The 23,340-nt window shown below is 66.5% G+C and carries 20 protein-coding genes; 8 read left to right on the top strand and 12 right to left on the bottom strand.

Going from position 1 to position 23,340, the window contains the following annotated elements:
- Positions 1-15 precede the first annotated feature (15 nt).
- On the top strand, positions 16-726 hold the full coding sequence (locus U1E26_10755; GenBank protein ID MDZ4170111.1) for a response regulator transcription factor: 711 nt from the start codon (positions 16-18) through the stop codon (positions 724-726).
- Positions 726-2,489 (top strand): ATP-binding protein, encoded by a 1,764-nt coding sequence (locus tag U1E26_10750; protein MDZ4170110.1) that lies wholly within the window; start codon positions 726-728, stop codon positions 2,487-2,489. The genes U1E26_10755 and U1E26_10750 overlap by 1 nt, the downstream gene beginning before the upstream one ends.
- 66 nt (positions 2,490-2,555) lie before the next feature.
- Here U1E26_10750 and U1E26_10745 read toward each other — a convergent pair whose 3' ends face one another.
- Together U1E26_10745 and U1E26_10740 are read right to left on the bottom strand one after the other, a co-directional pair.
- Positions 2,556-4,184 carry a putative manganese-dependent inorganic diphosphatase gene (locus U1E26_10745; GenBank protein ID MDZ4170109.1) on the bottom strand — a complete coding sequence of 543 codons (1,629 nt, stop codon included), beginning with the start codon at positions 4,182-4,184 and terminating at the stop codon, positions 2,556-2,558.
- A 34-nt stretch (positions 4,185-4,218) separates the two neighbouring features.
- Positions 4,219-6,492 carry a UvrD-helicase domain-containing protein gene (locus tag U1E26_10740; GenBank protein MDZ4170108.1) on the bottom strand — a complete coding sequence of 758 codons (2,274 nt, stop codon included), beginning with the start codon at positions 6,490-6,492 and terminating at the stop codon, positions 4,219-4,221.
- A gap of 236 nt (positions 6,493-6,728) precedes the next feature.
- On the opposite strand from U1E26_10740, the gene U1E26_10735 reads away from it, so the two are divergent.
- Positions 6,729-9,389 carry a hypothetical protein gene (locus U1E26_10735; GenBank protein ID MDZ4170107.1) on the top strand — a complete coding sequence of 887 codons (2,661 nt, stop codon included), beginning with the start codon at positions 6,729-6,731 and terminating at the stop codon, positions 9,387-9,389.
- Positions 9,390-9,458: 69 nt separating this feature from the next.
- Here U1E26_10735 and U1E26_10730 read toward each other — a convergent pair whose 3' ends face one another.
- The 3 genes from U1E26_10730 to U1E26_10720 are packed head-to-tail and all read right to left on the bottom strand — an operon-like array spanning position 9,459 to position 10,788.
- Positions 9,459-9,659 carry a hypothetical protein gene (locus tag U1E26_10730; protein MDZ4170106.1) on the bottom strand — a complete coding sequence of 67 codons (201 nt, stop codon included), beginning with the start codon at positions 9,657-9,659 and terminating at the stop codon, positions 9,459-9,461.
- A gap of 59 nt (positions 9,660-9,718) precedes the next feature.
- Positions 9,719-10,516: a 3-deoxy-7-phosphoheptulonate synthase gene (gene aroF / locus U1E26_10725; GenBank protein MDZ4170105.1), complete on the bottom strand. Its 798-nt coding sequence runs from the start codon at positions 10,514-10,516 to the stop codon at positions 9,719-9,721.
- Positions 10,516-10,788: a chorismate mutase gene (locus U1E26_10720; GenBank protein MDZ4170104.1), complete on the bottom strand. Its 273-nt coding sequence runs from the start codon at positions 10,786-10,788 to the stop codon at positions 10,516-10,518. Before U1E26_10720 ends, aroF begins: the two co-directional genes overlap by 1 nt.
- A gap of 243 nt (positions 10,789-11,031) precedes the next feature.
- Between U1E26_10720 and U1E26_10715 the strand changes: the two genes are divergently transcribed.
- Both U1E26_10715 and U1E26_10710 read left to right on the top strand, forming a co-directional pair.
- Complete coding sequence (locus U1E26_10715) at positions 11,032-11,325, top strand: AbrB/MazE/SpoVT family DNA-binding domain-containing protein (GenBank protein ID MDZ4170103.1); 294 nt, start codon at positions 11,032-11,034, stop codon at positions 11,323-11,325.
- Positions 11,326-11,727 carry a PIN domain-containing protein gene (locus U1E26_10710; protein MDZ4170102.1) on the top strand — a complete coding sequence of 134 codons (402 nt, stop codon included), beginning with the start codon at positions 11,326-11,328 and terminating at the stop codon, positions 11,725-11,727. It begins immediately after the preceding gene.
- Between the two features lie 15 nt (positions 11,728-11,742).
- Here U1E26_10710 and U1E26_10705 read toward each other — a convergent pair whose 3' ends face one another.
- The 4 genes from U1E26_10705 to U1E26_10690 all read right to left on the bottom strand — a co-directional run bounded on the left by U1E26_10705 (position 11,743) and on the right by U1E26_10690 (position 15,932).
- Positions 11,743-12,396: an RES family NAD+ phosphorylase gene (locus U1E26_10705; GenBank protein MDZ4170101.1), complete on the bottom strand. Its 654-nt coding sequence runs from the start codon at positions 12,394-12,396 to the stop codon at positions 11,743-11,745.
- A 7-nt stretch (positions 12,397-12,403) separates the two neighbouring features.
- Positions 12,404-13,087 carry a hypothetical protein gene (locus tag U1E26_10700; protein ID MDZ4170100.1) on the bottom strand — a complete coding sequence of 228 codons (684 nt, stop codon included), beginning with the start codon at positions 13,085-13,087 and terminating at the stop codon, positions 12,404-12,406.
- A gap of 118 nt (positions 13,088-13,205) precedes the next feature.
- Entirely contained in the window at positions 13,206-14,756 is a 1,551-nt protein-coding gene (gene guaA, locus U1E26_10695) for a glutamine-hydrolyzing GMP synthase (protein MDZ4170099.1), read from the bottom strand.
- Positions 14,757-15,932: a GuaB3 family IMP dehydrogenase-related protein gene (locus U1E26_10690; protein MDZ4170098.1), complete on the bottom strand. Its 1,176-nt coding sequence runs from the start codon at positions 15,930-15,932 to the stop codon at positions 14,757-14,759.
- Between the two features lie 381 nt (positions 15,933-16,313).
- On the opposite strand from U1E26_10690, the gene U1E26_10685 reads away from it, so the two are divergent.
- Positions 16,314-18,071, top strand: a complete 1,758-nt coding sequence (locus U1E26_10685) for an N-acetylmuramoyl-L-alanine amidase (protein MDZ4170097.1) — start codon at positions 16,314-16,316, stop codon at positions 18,069-18,071.
- Positions 18,072-18,080: 9 nt separating this feature from the next.
- On the opposite strand, the gene U1E26_10680 is transcribed toward U1E26_10685, so the two are convergent.
- The 3 genes from U1E26_10680 to ychF form a co-directional block, all read right to left on the bottom strand.
- The gene (locus U1E26_10680; protein ID MDZ4170096.1) at positions 18,081-18,920 is read right to left on the bottom strand and encodes a DMT family transporter; all 840 of its coding nucleotides are present in this window, start codon (positions 18,918-18,920) and stop codon (positions 18,081-18,083) included.
- The gene (locus tag U1E26_10675; protein MDZ4170095.1) at positions 18,917-20,317 is read right to left on the bottom strand and encodes a PAS domain S-box protein; all 1,401 of its coding nucleotides are present in this window, start codon (positions 20,315-20,317) and stop codon (positions 18,917-18,919) included. Before U1E26_10675 ends, U1E26_10680 begins: the two co-directional genes overlap by 4 nt.
- 88 nt (positions 20,318-20,405) lie before the next feature.
- Positions 20,406-21,470 carry a redox-regulated ATPase YchF gene (gene ychF / locus U1E26_10670; protein ID MDZ4170094.1) on the bottom strand — a complete coding sequence of 355 codons (1,065 nt, stop codon included), beginning with the start codon at positions 21,468-21,470 and terminating at the stop codon, positions 20,406-20,408.
- A 67-nt stretch (positions 21,471-21,537) separates the two neighbouring features.
- Here ychF and U1E26_10665 point away from each other — a divergent pair, with 67 nt between their 5' ends.
- Together U1E26_10665 and U1E26_10660 are read left to right on the top strand one after the other, a co-directional pair.
- Positions 21,538-22,668 (top strand): glycosyltransferase, encoded by a 1,131-nt coding sequence (locus U1E26_10665; protein MDZ4170093.1) that lies wholly within the window; start codon positions 21,538-21,540, stop codon positions 22,666-22,668.
- Positions 22,665-23,327: a LysE family transporter gene (locus tag U1E26_10660; GenBank protein ID MDZ4170092.1), complete on the top strand. Its 663-nt coding sequence runs from the start codon at positions 22,665-22,667 to the stop codon at positions 23,325-23,327. The genes U1E26_10665 and U1E26_10660 overlap by 4 nt, the downstream gene beginning before the upstream one ends.
- The last annotated feature ends 13 nt before the right edge of the window (positions 23,328-23,340 follow it).

Here is a 23,340-nt window from a genome sequence, read left to right as displayed (position 1 = left end):
CCAAGGGAGCCCGTGATGGCCACTATCCTCATGGTCGAGGACGATCCGATCATCAGGCAGACAGTCGAGTATGCCCTGCGGCGCGCGGGATTCACCGTGCATTCGACGGGTGACGGCGACGCGGCACTCGATCTCGCGAATCGGGTGATGCCCGAACTCGTGCTGCTCGACTTGATGCTGCCCGGAACCGACGGTTACGAGATCGCCGAGAAGCTCCGGGCCACCGACCGCGAAATCGCCATCATCATGGTCACGGCGCTCGACACCGAACGCGACAAGGTGCGCGGACTCGACGCCGGAGCTGACGACTACATCACCAAGCCGTTCTCCATGGAGGAACTGCTCGCCCGCGTGCGAGCCAACCTACGCCGCGTGCGCACACGCGAGACGCTCGCCGATGACCGGCGCATCGAGGTGGGCGACCTCGTGATCGAGCCCAAGAGCTTCCGCGCCTCGGTCGCCGGGCAACCCGCTCGCCTGCGCCTCAAGGAGTTCCAGCTTCTCCTGTGTCTTGCCAAGCGCACCGGCGAACTGTGCACGCGCCAGATACTCGCCGAGGAGGTGTGGGGCTACGAGCACCTTCCCACCTCACGCACGATCGACGTGCACGTCCGGCGACTGCGCCAGGCGGTCGAAGACCCGTCCGCCTATACCTACGTTCACACGGTGCATGGAATCGGCTACAGGTTCGAGCCGCTGGCGAAGCAGGGAACCGAGACACCCTGATGAGCACCCCCCATCGACTCACGGGCTCGCTGCTCTTTCGCCTGGCGGTCGGGTACGCCTTGGTTGCGGCGGTGTTCACGGCTGCCTGGGTGTGGTCACTCTACGGACCGCTCGCCGAAGCGGCCCTCACCCAACAACAGCGCAACCTAACGGCGGTAGCCCAGAGTGCGGCGCTGCTCGCCTCGGAGTCCAACGACTCCCCTGCACGCATGGCACAAGGGCTGGTCGCGCGTACCGACCTGCGCCTCACGATCATCGCCAGCGACGGCTCAGTGCTTGCAGACTCAAACACCGATGCGTCTGCGATGGAGAGCCCCACCGATCGCCCTGAGGTTCGCGAGGCCCTCGCCGGCCGCATCGGTACGGACCACCGGGTCTCCCCCACCGAGGGTCAAGAGGAACTGCACGTGGCCGTCCCGGGGTCGATCGACGGACGCCGCGTGGTCGTGCGGGTGTCCCAGCCCATGTCTGAGATCGAAGACATCGCTTCGCGCTCCCGCCGCATCGCGTTGGTACTGCTGGGCATCGCCATGGCCATCACGTTCGCGGTTGCCGTCTCTGCGTCGCGCGCCGCTGCGCGTCCCGTGCGGGAGCTCTCCGCGGTGGCGGGGAAGATGGCCGCGGGCGACCTCAGCGTGGAGATTCCCGAGATGCCCGCGGACTTGAGCGAGCTCGCTGACGCGCTTGCCACGCTCCGCTCGCAAGTCCAGTCCCGACTCGAGGCGCTGGAGCAGGAACGGCACACGCTGCGAACCGCACTAGACGGTCTGGGAGACGCGGTGCTGCTCATGAATGGCGAGACCGTGCTGCTGGCCAACCGCGAGGCCAGCCGCATGTTTCGAACGCCCTCACGCGGGTGGGCGGGCTCAAGCCTCGATGAGACAGGGCTTCCCGCACCGGTGCTTGAAGCGACGCGCGAGCGCCTTGGATCCGATCACGCGACCGCGCTCGACCTACCCCCGGACCCGACCGGCCGCCACTTTCGGGTGTACGCCGCCCCCCTGCCATTCGCCCCGGACGTCGCCTCCGGGGTCATCGTGGTGATCTCGGACATAACCGAGCGCGCGCGCGTCGAACTGGTGCGCCGCGACTTCGTGGCCAACGCGAGCCACGAACTCAAGACCCCGGTGGCGGGAATCCGCCTTCTGGCCGAAACGGCCGCTACGGCAGCCGAAGACGGCGAGACAGACCGAGCCCTCGCCTTCACGCGCCTCATCGAAGCGGAGACCGATCGGCTCCAGAAGCTCGTGAGCGACCTACTGGACCTGTCCCGGCTTGACTCGAGTCCAAAGCCCGATGCCATCGCGGACGTCCGTATGGCCGTCGAGCGCGCCGTGGTTTCGCACAAAGCCGCATCGGCACGAAAGGGGCTCGCACTGGCGTCGAGCCTGGATGCCGTTCGCGGTCAGGACGTGTTCGTGCATGCCGACCCAACGGATCTGGCCATCGCACTCGACAACCTGCTCGACAATGCGATCGCATACACGGACACCGGTACCGTCTCGGTCACCGTGATGGGACTCGATGGTAGCGTGCTCATCAAGGTGGGCGACACCGGGCCGGGAATCCCGGCAGAGCACCAGCCGCGTGTATTCGAGCGCTTCTATCGGGTCGACCGGAGCCGCTCTCGTGACGCGGGCGGCACCGGACTGGGTCTGGCGCTGGTTCGACACGTCGCCGAACGCTCGGGCGGCAGCGTCACCCTCGAATCGCTCCCGGGTACGGGCTCGACGTTCACCCTGAACCTTCCGCGGGCCACCTAGCGACGAGCAGCACCGCGGCGATGATCCAAGCGCTACCCAGCATCCACCGGGAGTGCCCCGTCCCGCTCACACCCCTGATGCCTCCACGAGGCGCGCCGCGATCTGCTTCTTGCGCGACAGGACGCCCGGCATCCATGCGCTTCCCGTCTTGAACGAGACCCCGAGCGCCCGCTCCGCTAGGCGGATCTTGCCCGCGGCGAACACCTCGGAGCCCTCTCGCACGATATCGGTGCCCATCAGGACCGCGAGATCATAGCGACCGGCGAGCCGCATCGCCTCAAGCGCGGTGCACACCTCGTCAGCGTGCTCCATGAGCTCGGCCAGATCGACCGTCTCGAACTGCGCGATCGCCACGGCGACATCGCCGGCGCGGTACTCCTTGACGTCAGCGCTGACGACCTCGGAAGCCAGGAACGGCCGACCTGCGCTGCGCGCGCGGAACAGCTCCATCCCGAACTCCATCGGGTCGACGCCCACGACGGCAGCGAGCCGCTCGCATACCTCGCGATCGAGCGCCGCGGTCGTTGGCGACTTCAATAGCACCGTGTCGGTGAGCACTGCGGCGAGCAGCACGCCGGCGAGCGCTTCCGGCACGTCGACGCCAAGCATCTGGAAGCGCGTCGCAACAATCGTGGCGGTCGAGCCCACGGGTAGGTTCAGAAACAGGATCGGACCGGCGGTCTGGACGTCGCCCACGCGGTGGTGGTCGACGATCTCGATCACCGCGGCGTCCTCTATTCCGGCGGCCGACTGCGCGGACTCGTTGTGGTCGACGAGAATCACACGGCGACGTCTCCCGCGCGCGATATCGGTGCGCGTGAGCATCCCGACCACGTGTCCGACCTCATCGGTCACCACGGCCTCTCTCTGGACACTCGCGAGCAGATCCTCGGCGGCCTCGGAGAGTAAGGCCTCGGGACCAAACGTCAGGATGTCGGTGTCCATGAGGTCGCCCACCGCCTGCGACAGCGACACCAGGCGCGCCGCGCTGTATGTGTCGTGTGCGGTGACGATCACGCTCGCGCCCTTAGCGCGCGCGAGTTCGATGACGGCGTCGACCGGACGCGCCCCGGTCGTCACGATGAGGCACGCCGCGCCCGACTCGAGCGCAAGCGGCTGCGAACGAAGGCGGTCACCGAGAATGACCACATCGCCGGGGCTGATGCGGGCCGCCAGCGTGGCCGGCTCGGCGGCGCCGATCAGCACGCCGCCCGCGACCTCATCGCCCGGCGCCCCGGCGAGCACCTCGCCGTCGAGCACCTTCGCCAAGCGCTCCACGGTGACCGGCATCCGCGCGAAGCCCGCGAGCTCGGTCTCCTCGAGGTAGCGCTCGGCGAGCATCCGCTGGCTCACGAGACCGATGAGGGCGCCGCTGTCGTCTACGACAGGCAGAGCGCGCACATCGCGCTCGCGCATCAGACGCCCCGCCACGAGCATCGGCTCTTCGGGCCCGACGGTGACGGCACCCTCGGTCATCGCGTCTTGCACGCGGGTGCGGACATGACTCACCTCTTCGGGCAAGCTCACGCCGAAGCGCTCGAAAACCCAGCGTGTCTCGGCGGGCACAGGACCCAGCCGCGCGGGCACGTAGACGTTGCCCGGGTCGGTGAGGTTCTTCAGGTGCGCGTAGGCAACGGCCGAGCAGATGGAGTCGTTGTCGGGATTGCGGTGCCCAAAGACCAGAACGGGTCCCACGTTCACCCTCCTGACGTGCGGCTGACTGCCGCGTTCACGAGCGGACCTTCACGATGGGAGCGTACCCGACCAGCAGCTTCTTCGTCTCGCCGGTGCGCGCAAAACGTACCACGAGCTGGTCGCCGTTGACCTCGCACACGGAGCCTCGACCGAAGACCTTGTGGTCGACCGCGTCCCCCGCTGCGAACGTCTCAGTCGGCACCGTGGGCGCCTTGGAGGCCGGCCGTGACGGCGCGCCGACGCCCAGAGGTGCGCCCGCGCCGAAGACGCGGCCCTCACGCGGTGCCCCCGCGCCGTGCCCGGATGTGCCTCGTCGATCGCCGCGCTTAGCCCAGCCTGAGCCCGAGAAGCCATCTGAGCCGACGCCGGACACCTCGACGTGCTCTGTGGGGATCTCGCCGATGAAACGGGAGGGCGGGTTGTGCTGCGTGGATCCAAAGATCGAGCGCGCATGCGCATGGGAGAGATACAGCCGCTCACGCGCTCGTGTGATGGCGACGTAAGCCAAGCGCCGCTCCTCCTCGAGGCCGGCAGGATCAAACATCGAGTTGGCGTGCGGGAAGAGCGACTCCTCAAGGCCCGCGACGAAGACGACCGGGAACTCGAGGCCCTTGGCCGTATGCACGGTCATGAGTGTCACGTAGTCGTCGGCGCCCTCTTCGAGGGAGTCCAAGTCGGTCCGCAGCGCGAGCCACTCCATGAAGGCCGGCAGGTCGGGTGCCTCGTGGCTGGCCGCGAACTCGGATACGACCGTGAAGAACTCGCGCACGTTGTCTGCGCGTCCGAGCGACTCCTCGGTGCGTTCGGTCTCGTAGGCGGCGATGATGCCGGTCTTCTCGATGATCATCTCGACCACGTCGCGCAGGTCTCCTTGCAGCCCGCGCATCTCGTCGAGCAACGCCGCGAACGCCGCCAGCTTGGCGCACGTCGCGGCATTCACGCACGCGCTGAGGGCCTCCTCGTCGCGCACCGCGAGTTCGAAGCCGATGCCCTTCTGGCGAGCGATCGCGGTGATGCGCTCGATGGTCGTGTCGCCGATGCCGCGCTTGGGCGTGTTGACGATGCGGCGCAGCGACACCTCGTCCGCCGGGTTCACGATGACCTTCAGGTAAGCCGTCACGTCGCGGATCTCAGCGCGGTCGAAGAAGCGGGTTCCTCCCACGATGCGGTAGGTGATGCCGGCACGGAGGAAGGCGTCCTCTATCGACCGAGACTGCGCGTTCGTGCGGTAGAACACCGCGAAGTCGCGATTACGGCGGTGCTCGGAGCGCCCCAGCCGGTCGATCTCGCCCGAGATGAACCGCGCTTCGTCGCGCTCGTCACTGGCCAGGTAGCTTGAGATCTTCTCGCCCTCCGCGTTGCTCGTGAACAGCGTCTTGGGCTTTCGGTTCTCGTTGCGGGAAACGACTGCGTTGGCCGCCATCAGGATTCGGGCGGTCGAGCGGTAGTTCTCCTCCAGCTTGACCACGGTCGCCTCAGGATAGTCGTGCTCGAACTCCAGGATGTTGCGGATGTCGGCGCCTCGCCACGAGTAGATCGACTGGTCATCATCGCCCACGACCATGAGGTTGCGATGCGCTGCAGCCAGAAGCGACGTGATCGAGTACTGGGCGTGGTTCGTGTCCTGATACTCGTCGACGCTGATGTAGCGGAACCGCTCCTGGTAGGCCGACAGCACCTCGGGATGCTCGGCCAGTAGCCTGTGCGCGTTGACGAGCAGGTCGTCGAAGTCCATCGCGTTGTTGGCCTTCAGGCGACGCTGGTACACCGGATAGATCTTCGCCGCGACCTTGTCGAGCGGGGTGAAGGCCTTCTGCTCGAACTCGACCGGCCGCACGAGCTCGTTCTTGGCTGATGATATGCGTCCGCGCGCCGAGTTGATGGGGTAGCGCTTCTCGTCGTACTCGAGCTCGCGCATCACGTCTTTGAACAGCCGCTTGCTGTCATCGTCGTCGTAGATCGTGAAGTTCGAGTTGTAGCCCAGCAGGTGACCGTCGAGGCGCAGCATGCGCACGCACATCGCGTGGAAGGTGAGCACCCACATCGCGCGCGGATTCCACGCCGCGCCGATGCCGCCGAGCTGGGTCGTCAGACGCGCGCGCATCTCGGCCGCGGCCTTGTTCGTGAAGGTGATGGCGAGGATCTCGGCCGGGCTCACGCGCAGGTCAGCGACCATATGTGCGATGCGGTAGGTGAGCACGCGCGTCTTACCGGAGCCCGCACCGGCGAGGACGAGGAGCGGTCCCTCGGTGGTCTCGACAGCTTGGCGCTGTGCGGGGTTGAGTGAGGCGAGGTCGAGGTGGCTCATAGGCGAGGTAGTGTATCACGCGTGAATCGTCACGCGCGGGGTTGCTCGGTGATCGTCCCTATCTGTAGCGGCATCACCCTGCCTCAGTCGCCACAGAGTCCCCGAGCGAAGCAGCGCGCTCTTCGGACGGCTGACGTCTCAGGCTGTCTGTCTGCGTCCTGCCGCGGGTAGGATTGTTGTAGCGCAGACGTACACTCGCGTGTGGACGGATTGCGCAACAGATTGGGGGGTCTGTGATGGTTACGTCTTCTCGGCCGACCGTGGCGATCCGGTTGCTGCTGGTCTTAGCGCTCGGTATCGCTTCTGTGTCCTTCGCCACGGCGCCTGCCGCGGCCGATCCCGCGGACACCGAGTACGCGCGGGAAATGAACGCGAGTCGGCAACGGGGCCTCAAGAACGCCCTCATCAAGCAAATCACCGATCAGATGAAGTCCAAGACCTACACGGGGCATCAGTGGAACAAGTTCATGTCGGCTGGAAACCTCGACACGTTCGTGAGGATGATTCAGCAGGTCGACAACATCGTGATCAATCCCCGCATCACCGACCGCTACGTGACGAGCTTCTGGGGCACCGATGAGATCTCCCTCAGCTCAGATCCACGCAAGGGAGGCGGCAATCCGGAGACCACCCTCCACGAGCTGCTACACCGGATTCAACACGTCAACGGAGACGACCAGTACCTCGCCAACCAGCCCGGGCTCACGTTCTCTGGCCCAGACAACACGCTGCAGAAGCAGTATGACGAGCGCTACACGGACTATCTCGAGTCGATGCGCGGCAAGTTCATCTACCTGAACAGGCTCGAACAGCTCGCGGCAAATGGAGCATCCGTGGAATCCCTCAAGACCGCGTGGGAGCGGTTCGAGGCCGAGTACGCGGCCGCCATCGGCGCATCGCGCAAGTACTTCGGGATCGACCCGAAGCTGATGCGCACGTGGTGCGGGTTCTGGTTCCCCGACCCTGCGACCATCGCCGAGGAGTATCTCGCAGCCAAGCTGCCCACCGGGAAGGGTTGGACGAACCTCAAGACGATGCTGCGTACACAGAAGGCGTCGAACAAGTACACGGTCCAGCTGACAGCCATACCCAGTGGCTGCACCGAGTTCCCGAGCAACAGCTCCTATCCACGACGCAACGTCGTCGGCTCGAACCCGTATGTCTTCGACTACATCAAGGAGCCTTGGCCCAAGGGCGCGTGGGGCTTCAGCGAAGACCAGGAAGCGTATCTCGGCTTCGACAAGGGTAGCGGCGAGACATGGGTCTCCGGGAGCGTCACCGTCAAGTACCGCAAAGGATCCGCGTTCCCGCGCGAGTCGGGCTACACGTACTCCAGTACGCTCATCGACGGAACCGCCGCCGAGATCGCGACGGTACGCGGAGGCGGTGTGCCGGGAGCCGCTGAAGGTGACGTGACCACAAGCATCCTCCTGAGACTGCCGAGTGGTGACGGGGTCAGCATCCGGGCAGGCGCGCGGTCGGTGATCGTCGGCAATAACGGGGGCCCTGCTGCTCAGGAGCGTGCCGCACCGATCAACGCTGCGATCGTCAACAACATCCGCGTCAAGAAGGGCACCGTCGGTGCAACATCGGTCTCTTCGACGAGCGCGAATGCGAGCCCGCGCGAGGCGGCGTACTCGGCGATGGCGGATGTGACCGCGATGGCAGGCATGATGCGCTCAGCGCCGGACGTCTCGGGCGATCAGGTCGTCTGGGAGGAGTACACCGCGGGGAGCTGGGACATCTACGGGCAGAAGCTGGGGGGCTATCCCACGAAGCTCTCCATCCGTGCGGGTGACCAGCGCGGTCCGCGCATCAGCGGCAACACGGTCGTGTGGTACGAGGAGTCCGGTACGAACGCGGACGTGTGGGCCTACGACATCCCGTCCGGCAAGTCAGCACGAATAACCGACCACCCCAGCCCCCAGTACGAACCGGCGATCGCCGGCAATCGAATCGTCTGGTCCGACTACCGCAACGGGAACTGGGACATCTACACGTACGACACCAACAACGGCGCCATCGAGCGCCTCACCGCCGACACACGAGCGCAGCGGCGTCCTCAGATATCGCAGATTCCGGGCGTACCCCTGACCGGAGCCAACACCGAGTACCGAATCATCTGGCGCGACGAGCGCAAGGGCAAGGCCGACATCTACCTGCACGACATGCGCACGGGCTCAACTCGAAGGCTGACCAGCATGTCGGCGAACGAGAACGACCCGGCTATCGATGGCGACTTGGTCGTCTGGAAGGACACAGGGAACGGGCTGCGTGGAGACATCCACTGCCTTGACCTGCGCACCGGAAAGACGACGATCATCACCAGCGACAGCTACTCGCAGAACTCCCCGGATGTCGCCAACGGTCGGATCACCTGGTCGGACAACCGCAACGGCGACGGCGACATCTATGTCTACACCGTCGCCAGCAGAACGCTGCAGCGAATCACCCCCGACCCCGCGGAAAACGACTCGCCCCGCATCGGGGCCACATGGGTCGTGTGGCGTGAGACCGGCGCCGCAGGCTCCAACATCGGAGTCGCGCCGATCGGCGGCGCGGTGAAGCTGACGAAGCCGAGAGCACCAAGATCGGTCCGGGCGAAGGCATCCTTCGCCGCGACCGGAGCGGTCATGCCTGCGCACACGGGCAGCGTGCGGGACATCAGGATCGTCGTCCGCAAGTGGAACGCCAGCAAGAAGACATGGGCGTACTACGGAAGCGTGTGGGCGACCTCGTCCGCCGGCCCGGGCAACACGCTGGGCTATGCCGCGCGTTTCAGTCTGGATAGGCGGGGTCTCTACGCCCTGCAGGCGGTGCATCCGGGCTGCACGAGGGCGGGCTACGGAACGAGTGGGAACACCAGTGCGGGCTGGGCCCAGGTTCAGGTCAAGTAGGCGGGCAACCAGCTGCTCGGCGGTAGTGCGGGGGCGCCGTAAGACCAGGCGCGAGATGCCGTCAGCCTCCTACTTCACGAACTTGATCATCGTGAAGCCGGTGTCCTCCTTCTTGAGGCACTCATGATGGGTGACGCGCCGCTCGCCACCGATGAACTGGATGTTGCCACACCGCTCGCACACGAGCTTGTGACACACGGAGCAGTCACCCAAGCGTCGCGAGTCGATCGCGCCGCAGTGAGGACACAGATGGGCGAAAACTTCGGACAACACCGTCTCCGAACACGGGTGATACGGCCCCTTGACAGCGAAGCCGACCCGGTGCGGGGCTAGGTAAGCGTCTGATCGACGGCTGCCGCTACTCTGCCCAGTTCGCCAACGAGTGACCTTAATCCTTCTATATCGAGAGACTGGGGTCCGTCACACAGGGCCTCGCGCGGGTTGGGGTGAACTTCGACCATGATCCCGTCAGCGCCGACCGCCACCGCAGCACGGCTGATGGCCGGCACCAGATCGGCCCGGCCCGCCGGATGCGACACGTCCACGATGATCGGCATGAGCGACAGCGACTTGACCACCGGCACGGCCGTGATGTCGAGCGTGAACCTGGTGGTGGTCTCGAAGGTGCGTATCCCGCGCTCGCAGAAGATGACGTTCTCGTTGCCGTGCATGGTGAGGTAGTTCGATGCTTGGATCCATTCGTCGATCGTGGAAGCCATACCACGCTTGAAGACCACGGGCTTGCCGCTGTTGCCCGTCACCTCGCCGATCTTGCGCAGAAGGCTGAAGTTGGCCATGTTGCGTGTACCGATCTGGAGTATGTCGACATAGGAGTCGATCTTCTCGGCATGTGCGGAGTCGGTGACCTCGGTGACGATGAGCAGGCCGTACTCGTCAGCGGCCTCGCGCATGATCTTGAGGCCCTCCTCCTCAAGGCCCTGGAAGGAGAACGGTGAGGTGCGTGGCTTGTAGGCGCCGCCGCGCATGATCTTGATGCCAAGCTCCTTGAGCGCAGCGGCGACTTCACGCATCTGCTCGCGGCTCTCAACGGAGCACGGTCCCGCGATGATGGCCATACCCTCGTCACGCTTCACAGCGCCGATCGCACGGGCGTCCTGTGGCGACATCAGCCTCTCATCTCCTTCATCACGTGAAGGATGGTGCTGTAGATCTCGCGCAGGTTGTCGGCGAAGAGGGGGCCGTCGTTGCAGCTGGCGAGGTGGGTGAAGATCTCCTCCTCGCGCTTCGGGTCGTACAGGCCCCAGTGCACCTGAGGCTTAAGCTTGCGTATCTCGAGCGCCATCGTCGCTCGCTCGTTCAGGAGCTTGACGATCTGGCAGTCGATGTCGTCGATGCGCGCGCGAATCTCCGCGATCTCCTGGACTTTGTCCTCGGCCATGGGTCGTGCCCCCTTGAAGTACTGAGCCGATGCGGCTGAATGGCTGAACAGTCCCGAGATTATCGCACGGATGCGGCAAAGCGACACCGCGAACCGGTCAGGCGGCGCGTGAGCGGCGGCAGGCGGCACGAGTGCGGCGGCTCAGGGAGGCGAGGGAGCGCGTCCCATCACGCTGGGAGTGCCTTTGGTGGCGCAGAATGTCAGACTTTCTGATAAGCTGACGTACTGAGGAAAGGAGCTGCGATGACTGAGTACGTGAAGATCGGCAAGCGCGGAACCGTCGTGATCCCGGCGGCAAAGCGGCGTGCACTCGGTCTGGGCGAGGGAGACCTCCTCGCGATGGAGGAGTCGGCCTCCGGGCTGCTGCTCACACCCGTTCGCGCGTACGAAGTGGAGCTGTACACCCCGACGCGGCGAGCCGAGTTCATGCTGAACAACGCGGTGACAGCAGTCGAGTACGACGAGGCGTACGAGGAAGTCCGGGGAATGGGGATCGATCCGGAATCCGTGCCGCACCAGCCGCGGCCGGCTGAGTAGATGGACCGCCTGTTCCTCGATGCGAACATCCTCGTCGCAGCGGCTTGGAAGGCAGATGCGAGACTCGGCGATCTGTGGGGACTGCCCGACGCGCGCCTTCTCGGCTCTCCACACGTGATCGAGGAGGCGCGCCGAAACACGCACCCGGGCGAATCCGCCGAGCGCCTTGAGCGGCTCATCGGGGCGCTCACCGTGCTGCCGTCTGAGCCCGCCGACTTCCCCATCACCAACGACCCCGGGCTACCAGCAAAGGACCGACCGGTACTCCTCGCCGCGATAGCCGCGCGCGCTGACTACCTGATCACCGGTGACCTTGCACACTTCGGTCCGCTGTTCGGCCGCTCGTTCGACGGTGTGACGGTCATGCTGCCAGGCGAGTACCTGCGCAGTCGCGCGCGCTGACGCTCTGAGCTGCACTCATCCCTCAACGACCGCACGGTGGTCGAGCAGCACCCTTCGCGTCGCCTCCAAGCCCTCGCCTGAATCAACCGGTAGCGACGCCACGACGCGCAGCGCATCCGCACACCGATCGCCGAACAGCACCTGAACGTGCGTGTTCTCGTCGAAGCGCGCGCGCCACGTCAGACCGTCCGGCCGGGCAGGCAGGTCATGGAGCGCCCGTGCCCACGCTCGGGTGAGCGGGTAGTCGGCCGGACCGCACTTCGTGAGCCACAATCCTTGGCCCACAGCTGCCGCGTCCGCTCCCGCTAGGCTCACAAGGCGCACGGAACGCGTCAGCTCAAGCACAGAGACCATACGGCCCCTGAGCGTGGCGCGCGCAACCACGCGCTCCCCGACATCGACGAGCGGCGTGTCGCGCAGGACTGCTTCGGCCACAGCTCCTGCGAACGACTCCGCCGCGTAGAGGAAGCCGTACGAGCCGTCTGCGCAATCGAACCGCCCACCCGAGGGCGGCGTCGGAACGCGTACGGAGAACTCGCCCGCTTCGTAACGGGCCAGGTGGATGCGCCACAGGCGTTCACCGGCAGGCAGCGTGCGAACTGTCGGCTCACCGGTGATGCCGCCCGGCGGCGTGCGTCTCTGGTCCGCCCACTGGTCAGCCGCGCTCACGGGCGATCTACTCGCCGAAGACGACGTCGCTGGAGAGCGCCGCGAGCGATTCTGCCGCGCCCTCAGCGCCCAGCAGCGCCCGAGGAGGCGCGCCATCGAGCGCAGTATGGGGCGTGATCCACCACGACGCCACGCCCCACGGGTCGTGCGCAGCGTCGAGCAGGACGTTCACGTCACTGACTCCAGGGTGAAGCGCCTGCGCGCCGGCATCGAACTGGAAGGCCGGGTAGAGGAACTGATTGTGATGCGGGACTCCGACGATCTCGCCGCGCGTGCGCATGCGGTTCGCATACTGACGCGGGTTGCGCGAGCGGGACCCCAGAAGCGCAGAGACAGCCGACGCCGTCAACATCTCCTCATCGAGCACTCGAGCGTGGGCGAGACCGCGCACTGTGGCTTCGCGGGCGATGTCTCCCGCCGTGAACCCCGGAAGCTCGACCTGGTCGACGAGGATGCGCGGGCCTCCGGCGAGACGGTCGGCCAGTTCGTCGGATGCGATCGCACCGCGCAGCGATGCCGCGAGCGAGAATCGAAAGCGCGCGAGCTCCGGGTCGGCTCCGGCGACTACGTCGGCGACGGCGATGAGCGCCTCGGCCCGGTCACGGCCCGGTAACGAATCGGCGAGACGGGCGAGGGCCGCGTCCCAAGCGGTCACTCCCGCGCCAGCACGCTTGGCGGCTGCGGTAGGCATCTGGTGCTCCTTTCGGTTACACCAGATACATTACCACGTTCCGTATTATTCGTAACCTATCAGGCTGGATACACGGCGCGTGTCACGGCCGCAGCGCACGTCCTGTGACGCGCTCCCCCTACTCCCACTCGATGGTGCCGGGGGGCTTGCTCGTGATGTCGTAGGCGACGCGGTTGATGCCGTCGACCTCGTTGATGATGCGGTTACTCATCTTGGCGAGCAGCTCGTGGGGCAGCCGGGCCCAGTCGGCCGTCATCGCGTCGGCGGAGGCCACCGCGCGGATGATGATCGGATTCTCGTAGGTGCGCTCGTCCCCCATCACGCCGACGCTCTTGATGTCGGGAAGCACGGCGAAGTACTGCCACACCTCGCGGTCGACGTCCCACGCGCCGATCTCCTCGCGCACGATCGCATCGGCACGGCGCAGCTTCTCGAGCTTCTCGTGGGTGATGTCGCCGATGATGCGTACGGCCAGACCCGGCCCCGGGAACGGCTGCCGCGAAACGATCTCGTCGGGAAGGCCGAGTTCCGAGCCCACGGCGCGGACTTCGTCTTTGAAGAGCGCCTTGAGCGGCTCGATCAGGTCGAAGTGCACGCCCTGTGGGAACGGAATCAGGTTGTGGTGGCTCTTGATCTTGGCGGCGTGCTCGTTGCCGCTCTCGATGACATCCGGATACAGCGTGCCCTGCGCGAGCCACTTCACGCCCTCGAGCGTCGTGGCCTCCTCAAAGAAGATCTGCCAGAACTCCTCGCCGATGATGCGGCGCTTGTGCTCGGGGTCGCTGACGCCCGCAAGCAACGACAGATACCGGTCCTCGGCGTCGACGTGAACGAGGTTGACGTGGAACGTGTCACGGAATGTGTGGACGACCTGTTCGGCCTCGTTCAACCGCATCATCCCGTGGTCGACGAACACGCACGTGAGTTGGTCGCCGATCGCGCGGTGCAGCAGCGCAGCAACGACGCTCGAGTCCACACCACCGGACAGCCCGCAGATGACCCGGTCGGTCCCGACCTGCTCGCGCACACGATCGATGGTCTCCTCGATGATGTTGAGCATGGTCCAGGTGGGCGCGATGCCCGCGATATCGTGCAGGAAGTTGCGGATGATCTGCTGGCCGTACTCGGTGTGAGCGACCTCCGGGTGGAACTGGGTCGCGTAGAGGTTCCGGGAAGCGTCCTCCATGGCAGCCACCGCGGTGGTGGCGGTGCGAGCGGTGACGGTGAAGCCTGCGGGGGCGGTGCCCACGGAGTCACGGTGACTCATCCAGCACTGCGAGCGTTCGGACACCCCTTCGAGCAGTCGGCTGCCCGTCACGAGCACCTCGAGCTCGGCGAAACCGTACTCGCCGATATCGGTCTGGGGAATCTGGCCACCCAGGTGTAGCGCCATCTCCTGGATGCCGTAGCAGAAGCCGAGCACCGGGATGCCGAGCGCCAGGATCGCCGGGTCCATGTGCGGTGCGCCGTCGGCGTACACGCTCGCCGGGCCGCCCGACATGATCAGCGCCGCAGGTTTCCTCGCGGCGATCTCGTCCGCGCTGATATCGAAGGGCACGATCTCACTGTAGACCCGCGCCTCGCGAACCCGACGGGCGATGAGCTGAGCGTACTGCGCACCGAAGTCGAGGACGAAGACGACCGCCTGCTCGTCGTGGTAATCCGACACCTAGCGGCCCATCCCGACACCCTGGGTGTTCTGCAGGACCTTGCCCTCGGTCTGAAGCGACGGAGCGACGAGCACCTCGGCCTTCTGGAAGCTCTTGAGGTTCTCGTAGCCGCACGTCGACATCGAGGTGCGCAATCCGCCCAGAAGGTTCAGCGTACCGTCATTCTGGTGGGCGGGGCCAAGCAGGATGTCCTCAAGCGACCCCATGACACCCGCACGCACACGCGTTCCGCGCGGGAGGTCGGGATGGAAGGTCGCCATGCCCCAGTGGTAGCCGCGACCCGGCGCCTCAGAGGCGCTCGCGAGCGGCGAGCCGATCATGACGGCGTCGGCGCCCACCGCGATGGCCTTGGCGAGGTCTCCACCGGTACGCATGCCGCCGTCGGCGATGACGTGACTGTAGCGGCCGGTCTCCTCGAGGCAGCGGGTGCGCGCAGCCGCTGCGTCGGCTATCGCCGTGGCCTGAGGAACGCCGATGCCCAGTACGCGGCGCGAGGTGCACGCATGTCCGGGGCCGACGCCGACGAGCACGCCGACCGCGCCCGAGCGCATCAGGTGCAAGGCGCCCTGATAGCTGCAGCAGCCGCCGATGATGCAGGGGATATCGAGTGACTCCACGAACGCGTTCAAGTCGAGCGGCTTGTCGAAGGTCGACACGTGCTCTGCCGAGACGACGGTTCCCTGGATGATGAGGATGTCGAGTCCGCCGTCCATCGCCGGCCCGATGTAGCGCTCGACGTTCTGCGGCGTGAGCGATGCCGCTGCCAGCACGCCGCCCGCCTTGATCTCACGCACGCGCTGCGTGATGAGCTCCGGCTTCACGTCCTCTGCGGCGTACAGGGCCTGCATCTTCGCCGTGGCCTCCTCCTTGTCGAAGGATGCGATGGCATCGAGCTGCGGCGCGGGGTCGGCGTACTTGGTCTGGATGCCCTCGAGGTTCAGAACGGCCAGCCCGCCCATCTTGCCCATAGTGATCGCGAAGTTGGGATCGACGACGCCGTCCATCGCGGAAGCAAGCACGGGCAGCTCGAAGCGATAGTCACGGCCCTTGAAGTTGAACGTCCACGAGATGTCGATATCGCGCGGGTCGCGCGTCCTTCTCGATGGCACGATTGCGATGTCATCGAACCCGTAGGCGCGGCGAGCGGTCTTTCCCCGTCCGATCTCGATCTCCATGCTGTGTCGCTTCCTTCCTCGGTCATCATGAGCCCTGGTACGGCGGTGTCACTGGTCGCGAAGACCGGTTGGCGGCGCGGATACGACGAGGACCAGGCCTCCTGCCGTCCGACACACGGCGAACCTGGTCCGATGATCTGCTGCGATTCTCGCCTGTGAACGCCCAGCGCGCATCGCGCGAGCACGTTCCCGGTTCCGACATTCTAGAGGAGCGCCGAAGCCTAGGGAACCGCGCACTGCGAAAAGTTCGATCGACTTCGACAGGTCATGCCGTCGAGCGCGTCGATACGAGGGAGCGCAACGCGCTAGACTGGTACGCACGCGCACGCCGCGAGCACGGCCTGGCAGCTACCATCGCACCCGACAGGAAGGCCAGACGCGTTGAATCATCCCCACCGCGCCCGCTTCAGCTCGCTCTACCTCGCTGCAATCACGCTGGCAGCACTCGCACTGATGGCCGGGCAGGCCATCGCCACTGAAGACCCGCTAACCGCACCGGTCAGTGCGACCACAGTGGCGGCTTCAAGCGTCCCCACGCCTTCGGCTTCTCCGACCGCCTCTGCCGCCGCGCCGCTGATCGTGATCGACCCGGGTCACGGCGGTCCCTTCTCCAACGCCAACGCCAACGGCCTCAAGGAGAAGAACGTCAACCTCGCCCTGGCGCTGAGGCTGCGCGACGCGCTCGTCAAGCGCGGGTATCGCGTCCTCATGACTCGTCAGACCGACCGCGCACTCAGCCTGACCGACACTTTCACCTGGGGATACAGTGCAACCCGCGGCACCTGGGCTTTCGCTCGGGACGGTCGGGCCAACCCGCGCGGCGACATCCCGCGTGACGACCTGCAAGCGCGCGCGAACGTCGCCAACACGGCGGGCGCCGACCTGTTCATCAGCGTGCATGCCAATGGCTCGGTCAAGCGAACGGTGCGCGGCTACGAGACGTTCGCGTCGGGGCGCGACGCCCTGGGACGCTCGCTTTCCAAGGTGGTACAGCGCCGTGTCATCGCCCGCACGAAAATGGTCGACCGTGGGGCGAAGACGGCTGATTTCTACGTCCTGCGGTGGACCAACATGCCTGCGATACTTCTTGAAGCCGGCTTCATCACCAACAAGGCCGATGCCGCCCTGCTCCGCAACCCATCGTTCCTCGCGAAGATGGCCGATGGCGTCGCGAGTGGCGTCGACGAGTGGATGCGGACGCGCCCCTACCGCGCCACGACTGCGCGGCTCGGCGGCACGACTACGAGCGAGCATGCCGCTTCGCTATCCCGCCGGCAGTACCCGGCCGGCGCCCCCGTGGCTGTCTTGGCACGTTCCGATGAGTGGGCCGATGCACCAGGCGCCGCCGCTCTGGCGGCCGCACTTGGCGGGCCGATGCTGTGGACGAGCGCGAGCGGTCCCGACGCCACGACAACCGCCGAGCTGGCTCGGCTCGCGCCGCAGAGAATCGTCGTGGTCGGCATCGACACCGCTACCACCACTCGCAACGCCTCGCTCGCCGCGACGGCAGCCAAACTGCCTCGCAATGCGGCTGACACGCTCATCGCTTCTCACTCGGCTGCTCTATCCGCATCGATCGCAACCAGCGTGGGGGTCCCGCCGACGGGGCTCATCTTCGTCGCGTCGGCCGAAGACACGCGGGCGCTGCTCGCAGCGGCCCCGATCGCCGCTTATCGGCGCGCCCCGCTGCTTCTGGCCACGAACGGCGCGCTTTCCCTTGAGGGCGCCGCGTTCCTGAGTGCGAACCGGGCCCTCATCAAGCGCGTGATACTCGTTGGCCCCACGACGCGGGTGCCCACGGGTATCGCAGGTGGACTACCGACCACCCGCCACTCGGCCTCGGCCTTCGCAACGCTCGCCTCTTCGCTCAACGCCGCGACCTTCACGGAGCGTCGTGCCGGACGCCTGCGGCCCATCGTCGCCGACCCCCGCTTCGCGCCGGAGTACCTGGCATCGGGTGTGCGCGCCGCCTCTGCCAACATGCCTGTTCTGCCGGTTGAGGGCACGATTCTTCCCGCAAAGACGCGCGAGTGGATTACGAACCGGCGCAGCGCCATCGGCGGCTTCGAGATGCACGGCGCGCGCGGCGGGATGCCACCGCTCGTCGACCACCTGCTGCGCAAGGCCGACTACCTGTAGGGCGCGCGGCTACGGCAGGGCTGTCAGCACGACCGCCGCAAGCGCCAACGCGATTCCCACACGCTGCCACCCGTGAAGGTGCTCGTGCAGGATGAAGCGCGCCAGCAGCAGCGTCGCCACCGGGTACAGTGCCCCGAGCACCGACGCGACGGCGAGCGGCCCCAGTCGCAGAGCCGTGACCTGCGCGATATTGGCAGCGGCATCGACCAGGCCTGTGGCCACCACAAGCCGCCGTACCCCGGGAAGCGGCACGACACGACTCCCGCGGGTGAGTGCGGCCAGCCCCAGCATCGCGATGGCGGTCACACGCGCCACGGCGAGCGGCGCGAAGCCGGTCGATGCCGGCGTCTGCGCGTAGCACAGGATCGAGCCCGCGAAGCCGATGCCGGCGAGCACCCCGAGAGCGATGGCTCTTCGGCCGTTGCCGGTGCCGTCGTCTTCGGCGGTTGCGCTCACGATGATGACGGCGGCTAGCGCGAGAGCGATGCCCACAAACGACGTCCACGCCAGCGGCTCATCGCGCGTCAGCAAGCCGACGGCAGCCGGAATCGACCCGGACAATGCGGCGGTCACCGGGGCGACAAGGCTCATGCGTCCCGTCGCGAGCCCCGCGTAGAGTGCGAGGACGCCGAGACCACCCGACGCACCTGCGCCGATCCCCCACAGCAGGTGCGGGTCGGCCCACGACGAGGGCGGCACGACGAAGGACACGACCACGAGCAGCGCGAAGCCCGCTGCCTGCGACGCGATGGTGACGACCAGCGCCGGCTCGCGGCGACTGGCGAACCCCCCTAAGAAGTCCGCAGCACCGAACAGCGCGGCCGCGAGTGTGGCGATGAGGGCGATCACTCGAAGGCGAACCCGCCGTCGAATGCACCGACGCAGGCTTCGACCACGTTCGGGTCGTAGTGCCTGCCGCTGCCCTCGTTGATCTCGGCAAGAGCGGCGTCGGCTCCGATGGCAGGACGGTAGGGCCGATGCGAACACATCGCCTCCACCACGTCGGCCACGGCAAGGATGCGTGCGCCCACGGCGATCTCGTCGCCTGAGAGCCCGCGCGGGTATCCGCTGCCGTCGAGCCGCTCATGGTGCTGGTAGACGACCTCAGCCAACGGCCAGGCGAAGTCGACGCTGCACAGGATCTCGTGCGCGGCCTCCGAGTGGTACTTCACGAGCTCGTACTCCGCAGGCGTGAGCTTTCCGGGCTTGGAGAGTATCTCAGCAGGAACCGACACCTTGCCGATGTCGTGCACCGACCCGGCAATCCGAATCCTCTCGACCTCTTCGGCATCCATGTTGAGGTGCACAGCGATCGCCCTGGCCAGCTGGGCCACGCGCCGCTGATGCCCGGCCGTGTAGGGATCTCTGACTTCGACGGTCCTGCTCACGATGGCGACTACGCCTTCGAGCTCACGATGCGCGTCCGCGAGCGCCTCAGTCTGGTCCACGAGCAACTCCTGAAGCTGGTCTTGGATCTGTAGCCGCTCGGTGACGTCGTTGAACATGGCCACCATCAACCCGCGTGCAGCTCGAAACGCCGTGACCTCGAACGCCCCGCGTATCTGCCCCTCGTGGTAATCGATCTGGTTCGATGACCAGGGCCGACCCGTCGAGGCGACCTCCCGGTAGCGAACAGCCACGTCGGTGTCACTCAGCCCCGGAAACGCCTCCTCGATGGTCTTGCCGATGATCACCGAGTTATCCATCCCGAGCATGCGATCGGCGGCGGGGTTGGCTCCGACGAAGACCAGCCGCCCGTCCGGCTTCAGCCGATACATATGCACTCCGAACGGTGCGTTCTCCAGCACGGACCCGAACTGAGCCTCAGACTCCTCGAGTTCAGCCTGATGCTGCCTGCGTTCACTCAGGTCACGGAAGAGCGTGACAACCACCTGGCGAGCACCCGCAACGATAGGCGCGGAGGATATCTCGACCTCTGAAGGCATCCCGTCCGACCTCAAGACGCGAATCTCGGCAAGCGGCGGAACCCTGTGTGAGACCATCATCTCGCGCACGCGCACAGCAATCGGCACTCGATAGTCGGGGTGAATGAACTCCTCGAGGCCTCTGCCGGCAACCTGCTCTTCCGCGACCCCGAAGAACTCCTGCGCAGCGCGGTTAGCCGCGAGCGCAATGCGCCCGTCGTGCACAACCATGGGGTCAGGCGAGAGATCGAAGAGGGCACGATAGAGCGCCTCATCAAGTTGGAGAGGTGTGTCGTCCGCGCCTATCGGACCGTCGCTCATGTGCCATCCGTTTCGCAAGTGCGAGCGCTTCGAGTCGATGCTCGGATGATACTCCATGCAGAGGGGACCGTGAGCCGCCCGCCCGCGCCTACACGTTGAACTTGAAATGCATGACGTCGCCGTCGCGCACCACGTACTCCTTGCCCTCCAGGCGCTGCTTGCCCGCCTCGCGAGCGCCCTTCTCCCCGTCCAGCTCGACGTAGTCGGCGTAGCCGATGACCTCCGCTTTGATGAAACCCCGCTCGAAGTCGGTGTGGATGACGCCGGCAGCCGCAGGCGCCTTCGCGCCGATGGGCACGGTCCAGGCACGGACCTCCTTCTCGCCGGCGGTGAAGTAGCTCTGCAGGCCCAGGAGTCGGTACGCCTCGCGAATGAGCGTGTTCAGGCCCGGTTCCGCCAGGCCGATGGACTCGAGGTACTCGGCGGCCTCCTCCGGCTCGAGCTCTGAGAGGTCGGCTTCGACCTTCGCGCAGATCGGGATGGGCTTGACGCCGTCGATCTCAAGCAGATCGGCGCCCACCTGGCTCTCGTCGACGTTGGCGACGTAGAGCATCGGCTTCATGGTGAGCAGGTGAAGGTCGTGAAGCATCGCGCGCTCGTCGTCGGTCATAGGCAGAGTCCGCGCGCGGTGGCCTTCGGCGAGGTGCGCCTGCATACGAGCGACCAGCTCCACCTTGGGAGCCAGCGTCTTGTCGCGCTGTGCTTCCTTGCCCAAGCGCGGCTGCGCTTTCTCAACGGTGGCGAGGTCGGCGAGCACGAGCTCGAACTTGATCGTCTCGACGTCAGAGGCCGGGTCGACCTTGCCGTCCACGTGGATGACATCCTCGTCGGTGAAGAAGCGCACCACCTCGGCGATGGCGTCGGTCTCGCGGATGTTGGCCAGGAACTGGTTGCCGAGCCCCGCGCCCTCGCTCGCGCCCTTCACGAGGCCCGCGATGTCGACGAACTCGACGGCAGCGGGCAGGATACGCTGCGGGTTCACGATTGCCGCGAGCCCGTCGAGGCGCGCGTCAGGAACAGGCACGATGCCGATATTGGGCTCGATGGTGGCGAAGGGATAGTTGGCCGCATCCACCTGATTCTTGGTGAGAGCGGTGAACAACGTCGACTTGCCCACGTTGGGCAGACCGACGATTCCAATGGAAAGCGACACGTCACGGACTCCTTTGTGCAGGTCAGGGGCGAAGATAACCCCCGCGGGCTGCTGTATAGTACCACCCATGTCGGACTCCCCTCTCATCATCGCGGCCTACGCCTCGACCGGCTCCGGTCACCGCATCGCGGCGGAGGCGGTCGCGCGCGAACTCGGCGCGGCCAACGAGGGCGCCGTGGCGACCGAGACACTGGACGCACTCGAGGCCTGCGGGCCGTTCGCCCTGCGCCTCACCGACGGCCCCTGGACGACCTCGCCGCTTGCCCGGACCGCGCTCAAGGTAGCCACGCCCATCACCGCCGGCCTGTGTGCGCGCTTCGCTGATGGACTCATCGCAGCACGCCCCGCTGCCGTCGTGTGCACCCACCCGCTCGCCACGACCATCGCCGCACACCTCGTGGCACGAGGGCGCCTGCGCGCGAGCGTCATCTCCGCCGCCACCGACTACGTCACGCGCGGGCTCACCCCCCTGCGCGGCGTTGCACTGCACTGCGTCGCCGACGACGTCGCAGCCGCATCACTTCAGGCACGGGGCGTCGACCCTGCGATCATCGCCGTTACCGGCATACCCGTGCGGCCCCAGTTCACCGTGGAGTACGACGTCGGTGCTGCACGCACGCACTTCAGGCTGCCGGCGGACACGCGCGTGGTGCTAGCCGTCGTGGGCTCCACGAACCCGGAGCCGTACGCGCGCTTCAAGGAGTCGCTCTCCGTGCTCCTGCCGGCGCTTGCCTCCATCCCCGACACCGCCGTCGCGATCGTCACGGGTCAGGACCTGGCCTTCGCCACTGAGCTGCGTTCGCGGGTGAAGGGCTTCGGGACGAGTAACGTCCACGTCTTCGACCAAGTCGAGCACATGGCGCCGCTCATCGCGTCGGCGGACCTCGTGCTGGCACGCCCCGCCGGCGTCATGTGCGCCGAGTGCGTCGATACCGGCGTTCCGCTCGTGCTGGTGGGGCCGGCGAGCGGTCCCGAGCGCGGCAACGCGCGTCGTCTCGTGGACGCAGGGATCGCGCTGTTCGCCGAGGATCCTCGCACCCTGGCCGATCAGACCCGGCGTGCCGCTACGAGCCCCAGGCGGCTCGCGCACATGCGGGAAGCCGCCGCAGCCGCCGCCAAGCCGTTCGCTGCCGCCGACATCGCTCGTCACACGCTCGCAATCGCAGGACTCGCTGACGAGGCCAAGGCGCGCGCGTGAGCGGCGCTGCACCCGCCGAGCTGTCGACGCTCTTCTTTCAGGCCACGATCATCGCGCTGTCCGGGGCGATGGCGCCCGGGCCGTACCTGACCCTCACCATCGCGCGCACGGTGCGCCTCGGACCGCGCAGCGCGTTCATGATGCTGCTGGGCCACGGGCTGCTCGAGGCGGTGCTGCTTGTGGGGTTCGCCTTCGGGCTGCAGTCGTTCCTGAGCCAGCCAAGCGTCATGCGAGGGCTGTCGTTGGCCGGCGGCGCGTTCCTGTTGTGGATGGGCTTCGATCTGCTGCGCGGCGCATGGACCGGCAAGATCGCGAGCGACCTGGAAGTCGCTGAGAGCGAGTCGCGACTCGGGCCCGTCACCGAAGGGGCCATCGTCAGTCTGTCGAACCCCTACTGGCTGCTGTGGTGGGTGACGATCGGAGCAGCGCTTGCGGCGCAGGGGCTCGCGCTGGGGCCGGGCGGGGTGCTCGCGTTCTACCTCGGGCACCAGTTGGGCGACGTGGTGTGGTATGCCTTCGTCATCATCGCCATCTCGAAGGGTCGCCACCTGCTGCCGCCGCGGACGTACCGCTTCATCATGGGAGGACTCGCGCTCTTCCTCCTGGCTCTGGGCGTGCGCTTCCTGCTCGTGGGCGCGGGCATACTGACGACCGGATGATTCCGCGAAAGGG

This window comes from Coriobacteriia bacterium, from assembly GCA_034370385.1.
Classification (GTDB): Bacteria; Actinomycetota; Coriobacteriia; order Anaerosomatales; family PHET01; genus JAXMKZ01.
The sequence above is the reverse complement of the archived record's forward strand: the minus strand, read 5'-3'. Positions and strand labels throughout refer to the sequence as shown.

Excerpts from the sequence above, each read along its gene's own strand:
- U1E26_10755 (MDZ4170111.1), top strand. The coding sequence starts at position 16 with ATGGCCACTATCCTCATGGTCGAGGACGATCCGATCATCAGGCAGACA.
- U1E26_10675 (MDZ4170095.1), bottom strand. The coding sequence starts at position 20,317 with ATGAGCGACGGTCCGATAGGCGCGGACGACACACCTCTCCAACTTGAT.
- U1E26_10735 (MDZ4170107.1), top strand. The coding sequence starts at position 6,729 with ATGGTTACGTCTTCTCGGCCGACCGTGGCGATCCGGTTGCTGCTGGTC.
- U1E26_10715 (MDZ4170103.1), top strand. The coding sequence starts at position 11,032 with ATGACTGAGTACGTGAAGATCGGCAAGCGCGGAACCGTCGTGATCCCG.
- U1E26_10700 (MDZ4170100.1), bottom strand. The coding sequence starts at position 13,087 with ATGCCTACCGCAGCCGCCAAGCGTGCTGGCGCGGGAGTGACCGCTTGG.
- U1E26_10690 (MDZ4170098.1), bottom strand. The coding sequence starts at position 15,932 with ATGGAGATCGAGATCGGACGGGGAAAGACCGCTCGCCGCGCCTACGGG.
- U1E26_10720 (MDZ4170104.1), bottom strand. The coding sequence starts at position 10,788 with ATGGCCGAGGACAAAGTCCAGGAGATCGCGGAGATTCGCGCGCGCATC.
- U1E26_10665 (MDZ4170093.1), top strand. The coding sequence starts at position 21,538 with ATGTCGGACTCCCCTCTCATCATCGCGGCCTACGCCTCGACCGGCTCC.
- aroF (MDZ4170105.1), bottom strand. The coding sequence starts at position 10,516 with ATGTCGCCACAGGACGCCCGTGCGATCGGCGCTGTGAAGCGTGACGAG.
- U1E26_10750 (MDZ4170110.1), top strand. The coding sequence starts at position 726 with ATGAGCACCCCCCATCGACTCACGGGCTCGCTGCTCTTTCGCCTGGCG.
- U1E26_10740 (MDZ4170108.1), bottom strand. The coding sequence starts at position 6,492 with ATGAGCCACCTCGACCTCGCCTCACTCAACCCCGCACAGCGCCAAGCT.
- U1E26_10710 (MDZ4170102.1), top strand. The coding sequence starts at position 11,326 with ATGGACCGCCTGTTCCTCGATGCGAACATCCTCGTCGCAGCGGCTTGG.